The sequence below is a fragment of the Streptomyces sp. BK022 genome (genome assembly GCF_004217355.1).
In the GTDB taxonomy this organism is placed as follows: domain Bacteria; phylum Actinomycetota; class Actinomycetes; order Streptomycetales; family Streptomycetaceae; genus Streptomyces; species Streptomyces griseoluteus.
Map to the genome: position 1 here is coordinate 1,129,983 of NZ_SHKU01000002.1, position 15,362 is coordinate 1,145,344.

Annotated in this window: 16 protein-coding genes; 10 read left to right on the plus strand and 6 right to left on the minus strand. The window is 71.3% G+C overall.

All coding sequences use genetic code 11. The annotated features are described in order from the left end of the window. Positions 1-2: 2 nt before the first annotated feature. Both EV284_RS11290 and EV284_RS11295 read right to left on the minus strand, forming a co-directional pair. Positions 3-371, minus strand: coding sequence for a hypothetical protein (locus EV284_RS11290; protein WP_130332805.1), 369 nt, complete (start codon positions 369-371; stop codon positions 3-5). Between the two features lie 10 nt (positions 372-381). Beyond that, on the minus strand, positions 382-810 hold the full coding sequence (locus EV284_RS11295; RefSeq protein WP_130332807.1) for a hypothetical protein: 429 nt from the start codon (positions 808-810) through the stop codon (positions 382-384). A 222-nt stretch (positions 811-1,032) separates the two neighbouring features. Here EV284_RS11295 and EV284_RS11300 point away from each other — a divergent pair, with 222 nt between their 5' ends. After that, a complete protein-coding gene (locus EV284_RS11300) occupies positions 1,033-2,970 on the plus strand; it encodes an acyl-CoA dehydrogenase family protein (RefSeq protein ID WP_130332809.1) in 1,938 nt (645 codons plus the stop codon). Positions 2,971-2,973: 3 nt separating this feature from the next. Here the strand turns inward: EV284_RS11300 and EV284_RS11305 are convergent, their stop codons facing one another. Beyond that, entirely contained in the window at positions 2,974-3,432 is a 459-nt protein-coding gene (locus EV284_RS11305; RefSeq protein WP_130332811.1) for a lamin tail domain-containing protein, read from the minus strand. Between the two features lie 199 nt (positions 3,433-3,631). Between EV284_RS11305 and dxr the strand changes: the two genes are divergently transcribed. The 6 genes from dxr (at position 3,632) to EV284_RS11335 (ending at position 10,920) form a co-directional block, all read left to right on the plus strand. Beyond that, complete coding sequence (gene dxr / locus EV284_RS11310) at positions 3,632-4,900, plus strand: 1-deoxy-D-xylulose-5-phosphate reductoisomerase (protein ID WP_130332813.1); 1,269 nt, start codon at positions 3,632-3,634, stop codon at positions 4,898-4,900. Then, a complete protein-coding gene (locus EV284_RS11315; protein WP_130332815.1) occupies positions 4,897-6,201 on the plus strand; it encodes a site-2 protease family protein in 1,305 nt (434 codons plus the stop codon). The genes dxr and EV284_RS11315 overlap by 4 nt, the downstream gene beginning before the upstream one ends. A 173-nt stretch (positions 6,202-6,374) precedes the next feature. Next, positions 6,375-7,532, plus strand: a complete 1,158-nt coding sequence (ispG, locus tag EV284_RS11320) for a flavodoxin-dependent (E)-4-hydroxy-3-methylbut-2-enyl-diphosphate synthase (RefSeq protein WP_130332817.1) — start codon at positions 6,375-6,377, stop codon at positions 7,530-7,532. Positions 7,533-7,727: 195 nt separating this feature from the next. After that, positions 7,728-8,576 (plus strand): GNAT family N-acetyltransferase, encoded by an 849-nt coding sequence (locus EV284_RS11325; RefSeq protein ID WP_130332819.1) that lies wholly within the window; start codon positions 7,728-7,730, stop codon positions 8,574-8,576. A 34-nt stretch (positions 8,577-8,610) separates the two neighbouring features. Next, positions 8,611-9,141: a GNAT family N-acetyltransferase gene (locus EV284_RS11330; protein ID WP_130332821.1), complete on the plus strand. Its 531-nt coding sequence runs from the start codon at positions 8,611-8,613 to the stop codon at positions 9,139-9,141. A gap of 75 nt (positions 9,142-9,216) precedes the next feature. Next, positions 9,217-10,920, plus strand: a complete 1,704-nt coding sequence (locus EV284_RS11335) for a proline--tRNA ligase (protein WP_130332823.1) — start codon at positions 9,217-9,219, stop codon at positions 10,918-10,920. Positions 10,921-10,975: 55 nt separating this feature from the next. Here the strand turns inward: EV284_RS11335 and EV284_RS11340 are convergent, their stop codons facing one another. The 3 genes from EV284_RS11340 to EV284_RS11350 form a co-directional block, all read right to left on the minus strand. Then, on the minus strand, positions 10,976-11,893 hold the full coding sequence (locus EV284_RS11340; protein WP_130332825.1) for an aminoglycoside phosphotransferase family protein: 918 nt from the start codon (positions 11,891-11,893) through the stop codon (positions 10,976-10,978). A gap of 141 nt (positions 11,894-12,034) precedes the next feature. Then, a complete protein-coding gene (locus EV284_RS11345; protein WP_130332827.1) occupies positions 12,035-12,535 on the minus strand; it encodes a ferritin-like domain-containing protein in 501 nt (166 codons plus the stop codon). Next, positions 12,532-13,059: a hypothetical protein gene (locus EV284_RS11350; protein ID WP_130332829.1), complete on the minus strand. Its 528-nt coding sequence runs from the start codon at positions 13,057-13,059 to the stop codon at positions 12,532-12,534. Before EV284_RS11350 ends, EV284_RS11345 begins: the two co-directional genes overlap by 4 nt. Positions 13,060-13,357: 298 nt before the next feature. Here EV284_RS11350 and rimP point away from each other — a divergent pair, with 298 nt between their 5' ends. From rimP to EV284_RS11365, 3 genes are all read left to right on the plus strand, one after another. Then, positions 13,358-13,867: a ribosome maturation factor RimP gene (gene rimP / locus EV284_RS11355; RefSeq protein WP_130332831.1), complete on the plus strand. Its 510-nt coding sequence runs from the start codon at positions 13,358-13,360 to the stop codon at positions 13,865-13,867. A gap of 2 nt (positions 13,868-13,869) precedes the next feature. After that, positions 13,870-14,856 (plus strand): transcription termination factor NusA, encoded by a 987-nt coding sequence (gene nusA, locus EV284_RS11360; RefSeq protein WP_130332833.1) that lies wholly within the window; start codon positions 13,870-13,872, stop codon positions 14,854-14,856. A gap of 156 nt (positions 14,857-15,012) precedes the next feature. Continuing rightward, positions 15,013-15,309 (plus strand): YlxR family protein, encoded by a 297-nt coding sequence (locus EV284_RS11365; protein WP_078858668.1) that lies wholly within the window; start codon positions 15,013-15,015, stop codon positions 15,307-15,309. Positions 15,310-15,362 lie beyond the last annotated feature (53 nt).

Consider the following 15,362-nt stretch of genomic DNA (forward strand, 5'->3'; position numbering starts at 1 on the left):
GATCACGGCGTACCCGGGATCGGGCCGAAGGCGGAGGGGACGCGGAACCCTTCTCCGTCCTCGTGCCGTCGCAGCGGACCACCGACGATGAACCCGCGCATGCGGTCCTCCCCGATCACATGCACATGCGACGCCTCGGCGACGGGAACTCCGTAGTCGAGCTCCACCGCCCGGATCTCCTCGGGCGTGCCTTCGCGGATGACCAGGCCGCGGTAGACCGTCTCCAGCAGGAGCCCCTGGACGCTCTCCACGTAGAGGTCGATCCGGGGGAGACGGTTCTCGGCGGTCGCCCGCAGCAGCAGTCGGTCGCCGTGCGCGGCCGTGTAGTGCCACGTCTCGAAGACGCGCTCGGAGCGGAAGATCCCGGTCATGGGCGCTCCCTCACGCGGTCTCGGGCATCGGCAGGAAACCGGAAGGCTCGTCGTTGGCGGCGCAGGTCTCACGGACCTGGAGCGGACCGCCCACGATGAACCCGGTCATGCGGTCCTCCCCGATCACATGGAGACGCCCTCCCCGGTCGAACACCTCCGGGCCCAGAACCGAAACCACCCGTGCCCTGTCCGCGTCCGTGCCCGGGCGGATCGTGATTCCCTCATAGGACGGCCGCAAGAGCATCGCCCTCACACCCGCGTGCAGATCGATGCGCGTGTCCGACGCCGTCCGGCGGGGGCTGCGCAGCAGCATCCTCTGGTGGTGGGCGACCGTGTACTGCCACACCGTGAAGGTGCGCGGAGACCGGAAGGTCTCGACGACTCGCAGCTCCTCGGTCCCGCCGCACTCCATGTCCTCTGTTCCCGGTATGTCGGTCACCTCTTCCGTCCCGGGCGTGGGGCGGGAAACGTGATCTCCCTCCCGTCGTCGCCGAATGGTACGGCGTGTCAAGACCGCCTCCCCCTGGGTCCCGATACACCCCGATGGAGCGCGATGACTGGTGGGAGTACCCGGATTCAGGTACCACTGATCTGATCCCGCAGCACGACCGGTCTCAGGTGACCGGCCCCCGACATCCCTCTTCGCGGCGAGGTGAGCCTCATGTCCGCCCCCACCACTCAACGCACCAACGTCTCCGAGCGCGAGGCCCGGCAGGTGGCGGAGGCCGCCCGCGAGCAGAACTGGCGCAAGCCCAGCTTCGCCAAGGAGCTGTTCCTCGGGCGCTTCCGGCTCGACCTCATCCATCCCCACCCGCTCCCCGACGCCGAGAGCGTCCGGCGTGGCGAGACCTTCCTCGCCGAGCTGCGCGCCTTCTGCGAGACGGAGATCGACGCGGCCCGCATCGAGCGCGAGGCCCGCATCCCCGACGAGGTCGTGGCCGGCCTGAAGCGGCTCGGCGCCCTCGGTATGAAGATCGACACCAAGTACGGCGGCCTGGGCCTCTCCCAGCTCTACTACAACAAGGCCCTCGCCCTGGTCGGCTCGGTCAGCCCCGCCGTCGGCGCGCTGCTCTCCGCGCACCAGTCGATCGGCGTGCCGCAGCCGCTGAAGATCTTCGGCACCCAGGAGCAGAAGGACGCCTTCCTGCCCCGCTGCGCCACCGACGCCATCTCCGCCTTCCTGCTCACCGAGCCGGACGTCGGCTCGGACCCCGCGCGGCTGGCCACCTCGGCAGTCCCGGAAGGCGACGACTACGTCCTGGACGGCGTGAAGCTGTGGACCACCAACGGGGTCGTCGCCGACCTGCTGGTCGTCATGGCACGGGTGCCGAAGTCCGAGGGGCACCCCGGCGGTATCACCGCGTTCGTGGTGGAGGCCGACGCCGAGGGCATCACGGTGGAGAACCGCAACGCCTTCATGGGCCTGCGCGGCATCGAGAACGGCGTCACCCGCTTCCACCGGGTGCGGGTCCCGGCCGCCAACCGGATCGGCCCCGAGGGCGCCGGTCTGAAGATCGCGCTCACCACCCTCAACACCGGCCGCCTTTCGCTGCCCGCGATGTGCGCCGGCGCCGGCAAGTGGTGCCTGAAGATCGCCCGCGAGTGGGCCGCCGAGCGCGAGCAGTGGGGCAAGCCGGTCGCGCTGCACGAGGCCGTCGGCTCCAAGATCAGCTTCATCGCGGCGACCACCTTCGCGCTGGAGGCCGTGGTCGACCTGGCCTCCCAGATGGCCGACGAGGACCGCAACGACATCCGCATCGAGGCCGCCCTCGCCAAGCTGTACGGCTCGGAGATGTCCTGGCTGATGGCGGACGAGCTGGTCCAGATCCGGGGCGGCCGGGGCTATGAGACCGCCGAGTCGCTCGGGGCGCGCGGCGAGCGGGCCGTACCGGCCGAGCAGATGCTGCGCGACCTGCGGATCAACCGCATCTTCGAGGGCTCCACCGAGATCATGCACCTGCTGATCGCACGCGAGGCCGTCGACGCCCACCTCTCCGTCGCCGGTGACCTCATCGACCCCGAGAAGTCCCTCCAGGAGAAGGCGAAGGCCGGTGCGGGCGCGGGCGCCTTCTACGCCAGGTGGCTGCCGAAACTGGTCGCGGGTCCGGGGCAACTCCCCACCTCGTACGCCGAGTTCAAGCACGGCATCGACCTGTCCGGGCATCTGCGGTTCGTCGAGCGGCACGCCCGCAAGCTGGCCCGCGCGACCTTCTACGGGATGTCCCGCTGGCAGGGCCGGATGGAGACCAAGCAGGGCTTCCTGGGCCGGATCGTGGACATCGGCGCGGAGCTGTTCGCCATGAGCGCGGCCTGTGTGCGGGCCGAGCGGCTGCGGCGGGAGGGCGAGCACGGCCGCGAGGCGTACCAGCTCGCCGACGCCTTCTGCCGCCAGGCCCGCGTCCGGGTGGACGAGCTGTTCGCCCGCCTGTGGCACAACACCGACGGCACCGACCGCAAGGTGGTCAAGAACGTCCTCGGCGGGGCCTACACGTGGCTGGAGGAGGGCATCCTCGACCCCTCGGGCGACGGCGTCTGGATCGCGGACGCCACCCCGGGAGCGAGCGAGCGCGTCAACGCCCGCCGCCCCTACGGCGGTTAGCCGCTAGCAGTACGTGTCGCTGCCGTCCCGGGTCGTCCACGAGCAGGTGTCCACCTTGGAGCCGTTCGACTTGGTCAGGGTCGCCGTGTCGCTGGTGTTGTTCCAGACGTAGGCACGGCGGCCCTGGTACTTGTCCGACGTGGTGTCGCGGCCGCTGCCGGTGTGGACCTTGAGGTACTTCCCTGCGCCGATCTTGACGTTCGGGAAGGAGTACCTGTGGTTCGAGGCGTCCTTCAGGACCCACCCCTTCAGCGAGACCGCCGAGCGGCTGGTGTTCTTGAGCTGCACCCACTCGCCGTTGAGGCTGGAGTTGGAGCGGGTGTCCTTGCCGGGGCTGTCGAAGTAGACCCGGTGGATCTGGACGGTGCCGGCCGCCTGGGCCGGGGTGCTCAGCAGGGTGCCGGTGAGCAGGGCCGCGCCGGCGAGAGCGGGCAGGGCGGCGCGAAGGCGCACGGTACGCACGAAGAGATCCCCCCAAGGATGTCGTCCACGAAACGCTGCACGGGCGAGAAGTTCACCCGTTCAACTGAATAGTTATCACAGGATCTTCACCTTGGTTTCACAAAGGGAGAAACCTTCCCGCGCTACGGGGCCCCGGTCCGGCCACCCGGCCATGGGACGCGCGGTCCGGGCGGCCGCCGGGTGCGGCCACAATGGGGGGATGACCGACAGCCCCGCCAGCCCCGCCCCGCTCGCCGACCCGCACCTCGTGTTCGACCCCGTCGCGGGCGACGGCCCGAAGGACGTGGTGATCCTCGGCTCCACCGGGTCCATCGGCACCCAGGCCATCGACCTGGTGCTGCGCAACCCCGACCGCTTCCGGGTCACCGCCCTCTCCGCGAACGGCGGCCGGGTGGACCTCCTCGCCGAGCAGGCGCGCAGGCTCGGGGTACGTACCGTCGCGGTGGCCCGCGAGGACGCGGCACCGGCGCTGCGCGAGGCCCTGGCCGCGCGGTACGGCACGGAGCCGCTCCCCGAGATCCTGGTGGGTCCGGACGCCGCCGCGCAGGTCGCCGCCTCCGACTGCCACACCGTCCTGAACGGGATCACCGGCTCCATCGGCCTCGCGCCGACCCTGGCCGCCCTGGAGGCCGGCCGCACCCTGGCACTGGCCAACAAGGAGTCGCTGATCGTCGGCGGCCCGCTGGTCAAGGCGCTGGCCAAGCCCGGCCAGATCATCCCGGTCGACTCCGAGCACGCGGCCCTCTTCCAGGCCCTCGCCTCCGGTACCCGCGCCGATGTGCGCAAGCTGGTCGTCACCGCCTCCGGCGGCCCCTTCCGCGGCCGGACCAAGGCCGAGCTGGCGGACGTCACCGTCGCCGACGCCCTCGCGCACCCCACCTGGGCGATGGGCCCGGTGATCACGGTCAACTCCGCGACCCTGGTCAACAAGGGCCTGGAGGTCATCGAGGCCCACCTGCTCTACGACATTCCCTTCGACCGCATTGAGGTGGTCGTGCATCCCCAGTCGTATGTCCACTCGATGGTCGAGTTCACCGACGGTTCCACGATCGCCCAGGCGACGCCCCCCGACATGGGTGGGCCGATCGCCATCGGTCTGGGCTGGCCCGAGCGCGTCCCGGACGCCGCCCCGGCCTTCGACTGGAGCAAGGCGTCCACCTGGGAGTTCTTCCCGCTGGACAACGACGCCTTCCCCTCGGTGAACCTCGCCCGGCACGTGGGCCGGCTCGCGGGCACCGCCCCGGCGGTGTTCAATGCGGCCAACGAGGAGTGCGTCGAAGCCTTCCTGGGCGGCGCTCTGCCCTTCAACGGGATCATGGAGACCGTCATCCGGGTGGTCGAGGAACACGACACCCCGGTCACGGGAACTTCGCTCACGGTGTCGGACGTCCTCGAAGCGGAGACCTGGGCCAGGGCCAGGGCCCGCGAACTGACCAACCGGACGGCTACCGCGGAGGCGCGTGCATGACGACCTTGATGTTCATCCTCGGCATAGTGGTCTTCGCGGTCGGTCTGCTGGTCTCGATCGCCTGGCACGAGCTGGGGCACCTGTCCACGGCCAAGCTCTTCGGCATCCGCGTCCCGCAGTACATGGTCGGATTCGGTCCGACCATCTGGTCACGGCACAAGGGCGAGACCGAGTACGGCATCAAGGCCGTCCCGCTCGGCGGCTACATCCGCATGATCGGCATGTTCCCGCCGGACGACGCGGGCCGGGTCTCCGCCCGCTCCACCTCTCCGTGGCGCGGCATGATCGAGGACGCCCGCTCGGCGGCGTACGAGGAACTGAAGCCGGGCGACGAGACGCGGATGTTCTACACGCGCAAGCCGTGGAAGCGCGTCATCGTCATGTTCGCCGGGCCGTTCATGAACCTGATCCTGGCGGTCGGGCTCTTCCTCACCGTGCTGATGGGCTTCGGTGTCCAGCAGGAGACCAACACCGTCTCCTCGGTCTCCGCCTGCGTCATCGCGCAGAACCAGAACCGCGACGACTGCAAGAAGTCCGACCCGGCCTCCCCGGCCGCCGCCGCCGGCATCAAGGCGGGCGACAAGATCGTCTCCTTCGACGGCAAGCCCACCGCGAAGTGGAACACGCTGTCCGACCTCATCCGGGACAGCGCGGGCCGCAACGTACCGATCGTGGTGGAGCGGGACGGCGAAAAGCTCACCCTGCACGCCACCATCGCCACCAACCAGGTGGCCAAGAAGGACGCCAGCGGCACCTACGTCCAGGGCCAGTACGTCACGGCCGGCTTCCTCGGCTTCAGCCCGGCGCGCGGGGTCGTCAAGCTCGGCTTCGGCGACTCGGTGGTCTGGATGGGCGACCAGGTCGGCCACGCCGTGGAGTCCCTCGTCGACCTGCCCGGCAAGATCCCGGCCCTGTGGAACGCCGCCTTCGGCGACGGCCCCCGCGAGCCGGACTCCCCGATGGGCATCGTCGGCGCCGCCCGCGTCACCGGCGAGATCGCCACGCTGGACATCCCGGCCTCCCAGCAGGTGGCCATGGCCGTCTTCGTGGTCGCCGGGTTCAACCTGTCGCTGTTCCTCTTCAACATGCTCCCGCTGCTCCCGCTCGACGGCGGTCACATCGCGGGCGCCCTGTGGGAGTCGCTGCGGCGCCAGGTGGCCCGGGTGCTGCGCCGTCCGGACCCCGGCCCGTTCGACGTGGCGAAGCTGATGCCGGTCGCCTACGTGGTGGCCGGGATCTTCGTCTGCTTCACCGTGCTCGTGTTCATCGCGGACGTGGTGAACCCGGTCCGGATCTCCTGACCTCGCACGACCAGGAGAAGCGGCCCGGAACCTAAGGTTCCGGGCCGCCGCCCATTGGGTGGGTTTGCCGGGTGGGATGTGCTGGGGGACAGCGCCGTGTCGTAATCTCAAAGCCTGGGTGCCCGCGGTTCACGGGACCGGATCTTGATCCACGACTTGGGGTTGCACAGCAGATGACTGCGATTTCTCTCGGCATGCCGTCCGTACCGACCAAGATCGCCGAGCGGCGCAAGAGCCGGCAGATCCAGGTCGGCACCGTCGCGGTCGGCGGCGATGCCCCCGTGTCGGTGCAGTCGATGACCACCACCCGGACCTCGGACATCGGGTCGACGTTGCAGCAGATCGCGGAGCTGACGGCGTCCGGCTGCCAGATCGTGCGGGTGGCGTGTCCGACGCAGGACGACGCGGACGCGCTGGCCACCATCGCGGGTAAGTCGCAGATCCCGGTGATCGCGGACATCCACTTCCAGCCGAAGTACGTGTTCGCGGCGATCGAGGCGGGCTGCGCGGCGGTCCGTGTGAACCCGGGCAACATCAAGCAGTTCGACGACAAGGTCCGTGAGATCGCCAGGGCGGCCAGGGACCACGGCACCCCGATCCGGATCGGCGTGAACGCCGGTTCGCTGGACCGCCGTCTGCTGCAGAAGTACGGCAAGGCCACCCCCGAGGCGCTGGTGGAGTCGGCGCTGTGGGAGGCGTCGCTGTTCGAGGAGCACGACTTCCGCGACATCAAGATCTCGGTGAAGCACAACGACCCGGTCGTGATGATCGAGGCGTACCGCCAGCTCGCCGCGCAGTGCGACTACCCGCTCCACCTGGGTGTGACGGAGGCGGGCCCGGCGTTCCAGGGCACGATCAAGTCGGCGGTGGCCTTCGGCGCGCTGCTCTCCGAGGGCATCGGTGACACCATCCGGGTCTCCCTGTCGGCTCCGCCGGTGGAAGAGGTCAAGGTCGGCAACCAGATCCTGGAGTCCCTGAACCTCAAGCAGCGTGGCCTGGAGATCGTCTCCTGCCCCTCCTGCGGCCGCGCCCAGGTGGACGTCTACAAGCTGGCCGAGGAGGTCACCGCCGGTCTGACCGGCATGGAGGTCCCGCTCCGTGTCGCGGTCATGGGCTGTGTGGTGAACGGGCCCGGCGAGGCCCGCGAGGCGGACCTGGGAGTCGCTTCCGGCAACGGCAAGGGGCAGATCTTCGTCAAGGGCGAGGTCATCAAGACCGTCCCGGAGTCGAAGATCGTGGAGACCCTCATCGAGGAGGCCATGAAGCTGGCCGAACAGATGGAAGCCGACGGCATCACCTCGGGCGAGCCGACGGTGGCGGTAGCGGGCTGAGAATGCTTTGGAGGGCGGGCAGGGGCCGCAGGCCCCGTCCCCGCCCTCCAGGGGCGCGGGGAACTGCGCGAAAGGCCACGACGAACCCGCACCCGCCGCACAGACACCAGGCACCCGAGCTCAAGAGCGCACCCCCGAAGCAGCGCAGCTATAGTGCGGGGACCACAGCAGAACCCCCAGGGTGAGGCCCCGCACGTGTTGACCCAGACCACCTCACGGGTGCTCGAACCGAGCGACCTCGACGCGGCGCTCGCGGTCCTCGACCGCGAGCCCGTCGCCAACGCCTTCGTGACCGCCCGCGTCCAGGTGGCCGGCCTCGATCCCTGGCGCCTCGGCGGAGAGATGTGGGGCTGGTACGAGGACGGCATGCTCACGTCCCTGTGCTACGCGGGCGCCAACCTCGTCCCCGTCTGCGCCACCCCCCGCGCCGTCCGTGCCTTCGCCGACCGCGCCCGCCGGGCCGGCCGCCGCTGTTCCTCCATAGTCGGCCCCGCCGGACCCACCTCCGAGCTGTGGCGCCTGCTGGAACCGCACTGGGGCCCCGCCCGCGAGGTCCGGGCCCGCCAGCCCCTCATGGTCACCGACCACATGCCCGAGGACATCCAGCCCGACCCCTATGTCCGGCGCGTCCGCAAGGACGAGATGGACACGATCATGCCGGCGTGCGTGGCCATGTTCACCGAGGAGGTCGGCGTCTCCCCGACGGCCGGCGACGGCGGACTGCTCTACCAGGCCCGCGTCGCCGAACTCGTCGGCTCCGGGCGCTCCTTCGCCCGCCTCGACAGCAGCGGCACCGTGGTCTTCAAGGCCGAGATCGGCGCCGCGACCGCCCAGGCGTGCCAGATCCAGGGCGTCTGGGTCGCCCCCGAGTACCGGGGCAAGGGCCTCGCCGCCCCCGGCATGGCCGCCGTGCTGCGCTACGCCCTCACCGACATCGCGCCCGTCGCCAGCCTCTACGTCAACGACTTCAACACCGCCGCCCGCGCCACCTACCGCAGGGTGGGGTTCCAGGAGGTCGGCGAGTTCATGAGCATCCTCTTCTGACGGGCACGCCGGGCCACCCCTGTACGCTCCCCGCATGGACCTCGTGATCGGCACCCTGGACCTCGAAGCCCACGTCGACGAGGCCCTCGCCGTCCAGGCCCTCGCCTTCGGGCTCGGCCCCGACGAGGTCGCCGTACGCCGCCAGATCGTCCAGCGCCACATGCGCATGCCCGGCGCCCGCGCGCTCGGCGCCACCAGCCGGGGCGCACTGATCGGCTTCGTGTACGGGATGCCCAACTCCCGCGCCCACTGGTGGTCCACCATCGTGGAGCCCTACCTGCGCGCCGAGGGCAACGACGGCTGGCTCGACGACTCCTTCGTCATCACCGAGCTGCACGTCCACCCCGGGCACCAGAACCGGGGCGTCGGCCGCCGCCTGATCACCCGCATCACCGACAGCGCCGCCGAACCCCGCTCGATCCTCTCCGCCATCGACACCGACAGCCCCGCCCGCGGCCTCTACCACTCGCTCGGCTACACCGACCTGGCCCGCCAGGTCCACTTCCCGAGCGCCCCCAAGCCGTACGCGGTCATGGGCGCCCCCCTCCCGCTGCGGCGTCCATAACCGATTTCCACCCGTGCGGGCGGCCCGGCTAACCTCCTAGCCATCACCTACATTTCCGGCAGGAGTACGAGAACAATGGCGAACGTACCGGTCCAGCGCATGTCCAAGTTGTTGGCGAAGACGCTGCGCGACGACCCGGCGGACGCCGAGGTCCTCAGCCACAAGCTCCTCGTCCGCGCCGGTTACGTCCGCCGCACCGCCGCCGGCATCTGGTCCTGGCTGCCGCTGGGCACCAAGGTCCTCGCCAACGTCGAGCGGATCGTGCGCGAGGAGATGGACGCCATCGGCGCCCAGGAGGTCGTCCTCCCCGTCCTGCTGCCCCGCGAGCCCTACGAGGCCACCGGCCGCTGGGACGAGTACGGCGCCGAGCTGTTCCGCCTCCAGGACCGCAAGGGCGGCGACTACCTCCTCGGCCCCACCCACGAGGAGATCTTCACCCTGCTGGTGAAGGACCAGGCGTCCTCCTACAAGGACCTGCCGGTGATCCTGTACCAGATCCAGTCCAAGTTCCGGGACGAGGCGCGCCCCCGCGCCGGCATCCTGCGCGGCCGCGAGTTCCTGATGAAGGACTCGTACTCCTTCGACACCGAGGACGAGGGCCTGGCCTCCTCCTACGCCCTGCACCGTGCCGCCTACCAGCGGATCTACGAGCGCCTCGGCCTCGACTACCGCATCGTCGCGGCCACCGCCGGTGCCATGGGCGGCTCCCGGTCGGAGGAGTTCCTCGCCCCCGCCGAGGCCGGCGAGGACACCTTCGCCGACTGCCCCAACTGCGACTTCGCCGCCAACACCGAGGCCGTGCACTACGAGCTGGCCCCGGTCGACGGCTCGGCCGTGCCCGCGCTGGAGGAGATCCCCACCCCGGACACCCCGACCATCGAGACCCTCGCCGCCTCCCTCGGCGTCCCCGCCTCCGCCACCCTGAAGAACCTTCTGGTCAAGGTGGACGGCGAGATCGTCGCCGTGGGTGTGCCCGGTGACCGCGAGGTCGACATGGGCAAGGTCGAGGAGCACTTCGCCCCGGCCGCCGTCGAGCTGGTCACCGCCGAGGACTTCGTCGGCCGCCCCGACCTGGTGCGCGGCTACGTCGGCCCGCAGGGTCTGGGTGAGAAGGTCAGGTACATCGCCGACCCCCGCGTGGCCCCCGGCACCGACTGGATCACCGGCGCCAACAAGGAGCACACGCACGCCAGGAACGTCGTCGCGGGCCGTGACTTCGAGGTCGACGAGTACGTGGACGTCGTCGTCGTCCAGGAGGGCGACCCCTGCCCCCGGTGCGGCGCCGGGCTGAAGCTGGACCGGGCCATCGAGATCGGCCACATCTTCCAGCTCGGCCGCAAGTACGCCGACGCCCTCAAGCTCGACGTGCTCGGCCAGAACGGCAAGCCCGTCCGCGTCACCATGGGCTCCTACGGCATCGGTGTCTCCCGCGCCGTCGCCGCCCTCGCCGAGCAGACCGCCGACGAGCACGGCCTGTGCTGGCCCAAGGAGGTCGCCCCGGCCGACGTGCACGTGGTCGCCGCGGGCAAGGCGCTCCAGACCGAGCTGGCCCTCGACGTCGCCGAGAAGCTGTCCGCCGCGGGCGTCCGCGTCCTGGTGGACGACCGGGCCGGGGTGTCGCCGGGCGTGAAGTTCACCGACGCCGAGCTGATCGGCGTCCCCCAGATCCTGGTCGCCGGGCGCCGCTCCGCCGACGGCGTGCTGGAGCTGAAGGACCGCAAGACCGGTGAGCGCGAGGAGCTGACGGTCGAGGAGGCCATCGCCCGCCTCACCGCCTGAGCGGAAACGTGAGAAGGCCCGGCCGCACCACGCGGCCGGGCCTTCCTCTGTATCGCTACAGCCAGGTGGCGAACTCCAGCAGCAGGTCCGCGTCCTGCTCACGGCCGACCCGCCGGGCACGCACTCCGGACTCCACGGCCCGGAACAGCGTCCAGCCGCGCAGCCGCTCCTGGTCCACCTCCAGCGACTCCGCGAGCCGCTTGATCCGGCGCCGGGTCACCGCCGCGCCGGAGGGCACCGCGATCAGGTCCTCCACCCGGTCCCGCACCAGCCGGGCCAGGTCGAACGCGGACTCGCCGACCACCGGGTCCGGGCCCACCGCCAGCCACGGCAGACGCTCTCCGCCGAGCACCTTGCTCTGCCGGAACGTGCCGTGCAGCAGCCGGTGGTCCGGCGCCCCGGCCAGCAATTCCTCGCGCACCGCCAGCGCCGCGTCCACCAGGGGCGCCGAGTCGGGGTCCGTCAGGGCGCTCGCGGCCATCGCCTCGGCCTGCCGTCCCGTACGCTCGGCCACCGTCTCGAAGCGGTGCGCGCCCTCGCCGGCCGGCGGGTCCACCCACAGGCGGCGCAGCGTCCCGGCCGCCTCCAGCAGCGCCTTGGCCTCCGGCAGCGAGCGCACCGACACGTCCGGGTGCAGCCGCTCCAGCAGCAGAGCACCCTCCGCCACGTCCTCGGGCCCACCGTCCAGGAGCTGTACGGCACCCAGGCCGCCCCAGTGCGCCAGCGCGGCTCGCTCGCTCTCCGGCCGCGCGCGTGCGGGCGCCAGCTTCAGCACGGCGGGGCTGCCGTCCGCGCGCCGCACCAGCAGCACCAGGCTGCTCCGGCCGCCCGGCACCTGCACCCGGTCCACGGTCAACTCGCGTCCGGTGACGGCCCGTTCGGCCGCCTCGGGCAGTCCCGCCAGCCAGTCGTCACCGGGCGGCGCGGTCTCCCGGCTCGCCCGGACCAGTCGCCGGGGCGGTTCCAAAGCCATGCGCGAGTCGTTCCCCTTCTCCTGCGTCCGCCTGCTGTTCCCCACGGACCCCCGCAACCGAAGGCCCAGGGAAGGCTACGCCTTCCACGTACCCCCTCAGAGCCGCCGGTCCGGCCCGGGGGGCACGGCTGGGGTGCCCGCTCAGGCCGTCGGGGACCCGGAAGGAGCGGTGTCCGCCGCGCCGGCCCGGCCCGTGGTGTCGTCGGTGCGTTCCGCGAGGCCGGGGAAGGCGGGGGTACGGCCGGACCAGCGGGCCGCGCGTACCGCGGACTCGCGCAGGGACGCGGTGGCGGTGGTACGGCGGGAGCCGCTGGTGGCGCGGACCAGGTCGGCGTAGACCCCGGCGAGACGTTCCTCCAGCTCCGCGGCGAGGCGCAGCGCGGCCGAGGAGTCCGCCACCGAGAAGGGCAGCGCGTACGCGGGGCTCGCCGCCACCGGCTCCCCGCCCAGGTCGCGGACCGAGCGGGCCAGGGTGTCGCGGGCCGCGCGGTGGGCGTCGTAGGCGGAGCGGGCCTCGCCCCGCCGGGGCGTGCCGATCCGGCCGCCGACGACCCCGTAGCCGTACACCGCCGCGTGCTCCGCCGCCAACGCGGCCTGGAGAGCGGTCAGTTCGGCCTGCTTCGTCTTCTCGCCGTCACTCACTTCGCCGCCTCCGTCAGCAGATAGGCGTGCGCGGCTCCGGCCGCCGACACCGATGCCATCAGCCGGGCCAGCTCGCCCGGCACCTCCAGCAGCGCCGCCGCGCGCCGGTCCGCCACGGTCCGCTCGGCGGACGCCAGCGAGGTCAGCGCCTCCTTGCGGTCGGCCGACGCGGTGGGCGCCGGCGAGGGCGACTTCGGCGCCTTCGCGCCCTTCGGCGTCTTGCCGGCCGGCGTCTCGGGCGCGCCGCCGAAGGCGTCCCGGTGCGCGGCCACCGCGGCCCGCAGCGGGGACAGCCGGTCGGCGAGCGCCGGGTGCGCGTCGAGCACCGCGTCGTAGCGCGCCAGCAGGTCGGCGCTGTCCCGCGCCGCCCGCGCGCGGGCGCGGGTGGCCGCCGAGGCCGCGCGCTCGGCGGGGTCCGAACCGGCCGAGCAGCCCGTCAGCAGGGCCGTGGCACCGGCCAGGGAGGCGAGCAGGGTTCTTCTGCGCGGCCCCGAACGGGCGCGCGGCGATGGGGAGTACGACACGGCAGACGTCCTCGGGGAACTCGTACGGGGAGGGACGGGGCAGACGCGGGGGCGAGGCGGGGGAAGGCACCGGAGAGCGGGGCCCTTCGAACAGGCCGCCCGCCCGTGATCACCGTACCCGCGCCCCGTCCCCGCACCACTCACCGGCACCGTTCCTCACCCCCGGCCGCCCACCGGACGGACGCGCGGGAGGTGCGGGCCCGCCGAGGGTGGACGGCAACACCCATCGCGACCGGATACCCTTTGACCAGACACGCGACCATCCCACAACAGCACACGCGGCCGAGGAGTCACCCGGATGAGCACCACCCAGAGCGAGAGGCTGCGAGAGCTGCTCGAACCGCTCGTCACCTCCCAGGGGCTGGATCTCGAGGAGATCGCCGTCGACTCCGTCGGACGCAAGCGTGTGCTGCGCGTGGTCGTCGACTCCGACACCGGAGCGGACCTGGACCGGATCGCCGATGTGAGCCGCGCGCTCTCGGCGAAGCTCGACGAGACCGACGCGATGGGCGACCAGGCGTACGACCTGGAGGTCGGCACCCCGGGCGCCGAGCGCCTCCTGACCGAACCCCGCCACTACCGGCGCGCCGTGGACCGGCTGGTGAAGTTCCAGCTCGCCGACGGCGGCGAAGTGGTCGCGCGCATCCTCGGCACGGACGACGAGGGCGTGGACCTGGAGGTCCCCGGTGTGAAGGGCCGCAAGGCCACCAACCGCCGGCTGACCTTCCCGGAGATCGCCAAGGCGCGGGTGCAGGTCGAGTTCAACCGCAAGGACAAGACGGACATGAAGGAAGAGGAGGAGGCGTAGCCGTGGACATCGACATGAGCGCCCTGCGGGGCTTGGTCAGGGAGAAGGAGATCTCCTTCGACCTGCTGGTCGAGGCGATCGAGTCGGCCCTCCTCATCGCGTACCACCGCACCGAGGGCAGCCGCCGCCACGCGCGCGTGGAGCTGGACCGCCAGAGCGGTCACGTGACCGTGTGGGCGAAGGAGGACCCGGAGGACGTCGAGGAGGGGCAGGAGCGCCGCGAGTTCGACGACACCCCCTCCGGGTTCGGCCGGATCGCCGCCACCACCGCCAAGCAGGTCATCCTGCAGCGGCTGCGCGACGCGGAGGACGACGCCACGCTCGGTGAGTACGCCGGCCGGGAGGGCGACATCGTCACCGGCGTGGTCCAGCAGGGCCGCGACCCGAAGAACGTGCTGGTGGACATCGGCAAGCTGGAGGCCATCCTGCCGGTGCAGGAGCAGGTCCCCGGCGAGACCTACCAGCACGGCATGCGGCTGCGTTCCTACGTGGTCCGCGTCGCCAAGGGCGTGCGCGGCCCCTCGGTCACCCTCTCGCGCACCCACCCCAACCTGGTGAAGAAGCTCTTCTCCCTGGAGGTGCCGGAGATCGCGGACGGCTCGGTGGAGATCGCCGCCATCGCCCGCGAGGCCGGCCACCGCACCAAGATCGCCGTGCGGTCCACCCGTTCGGGCCTGAACGCCAAGGGCGCCTGCATCGGCCCGATGGGCGGCCGGGTGCGCAACGTGATGGGCGAGCTGAACGGCGAGAAGATCGACATCGTCGACTGGTCGGACGACCCGGCCGAGATGGTGGCGAACGCCCTGTCACCCGCTCGGGTGAGCAAGGTCGAGGTCGTGGACCTCGCCGCCCGCTCCGCGCGGGTCACCGTGCCGGACTACCAGCTGTCGCTGGCGATCGGCAAGGAGGGCCAGAACGCCCGGCTCGCCGCCCGCCTCACCGGCTGGCGTATCGACATCCGGCCGGACACCGAGCAGGTCAACGACTAGCTCGGCCCGTCCGCCGACGCGATCCGGTCCGGGGCCTGCCTTGATCACCGAAAAGATCAGGACAGATCCCGACCGGATCGTGACCGTTCACCACACTGCAACTGTTCGATCTCTGCCCCAAAGGGGTGAGGTCGGTACGGGGAGGTAGACTTAACCGTGTCTGGCCGGACGCACACCCGAGCATGCCCTGAACGCACCTGTGTGGGGTGCCGGAAGCGAGCGGCCAAGAACGATCTACTGCGGATCGTGATGATCGAGGACGCCTGCGTCCCCGATCCTCGCGGTACGCTGCCCGGCCGGGGTGCTTATGTACACCCGGCACCGGTCTGTCTGGACCAGGCGGTTCGCCGCCGGGCGTTCACGCGGGCACTGCGCGCCCCGCGAGCGCTCGACACAAACGCGTTGCGCCGATACGTCGAGCAGACAACAGTTGCCGAACAGGCAACACCGTAAGAAGTGCCGCCCGGAACACCGCGGCGGCCTGGTACCTCGCGAGTCGAAAGCAG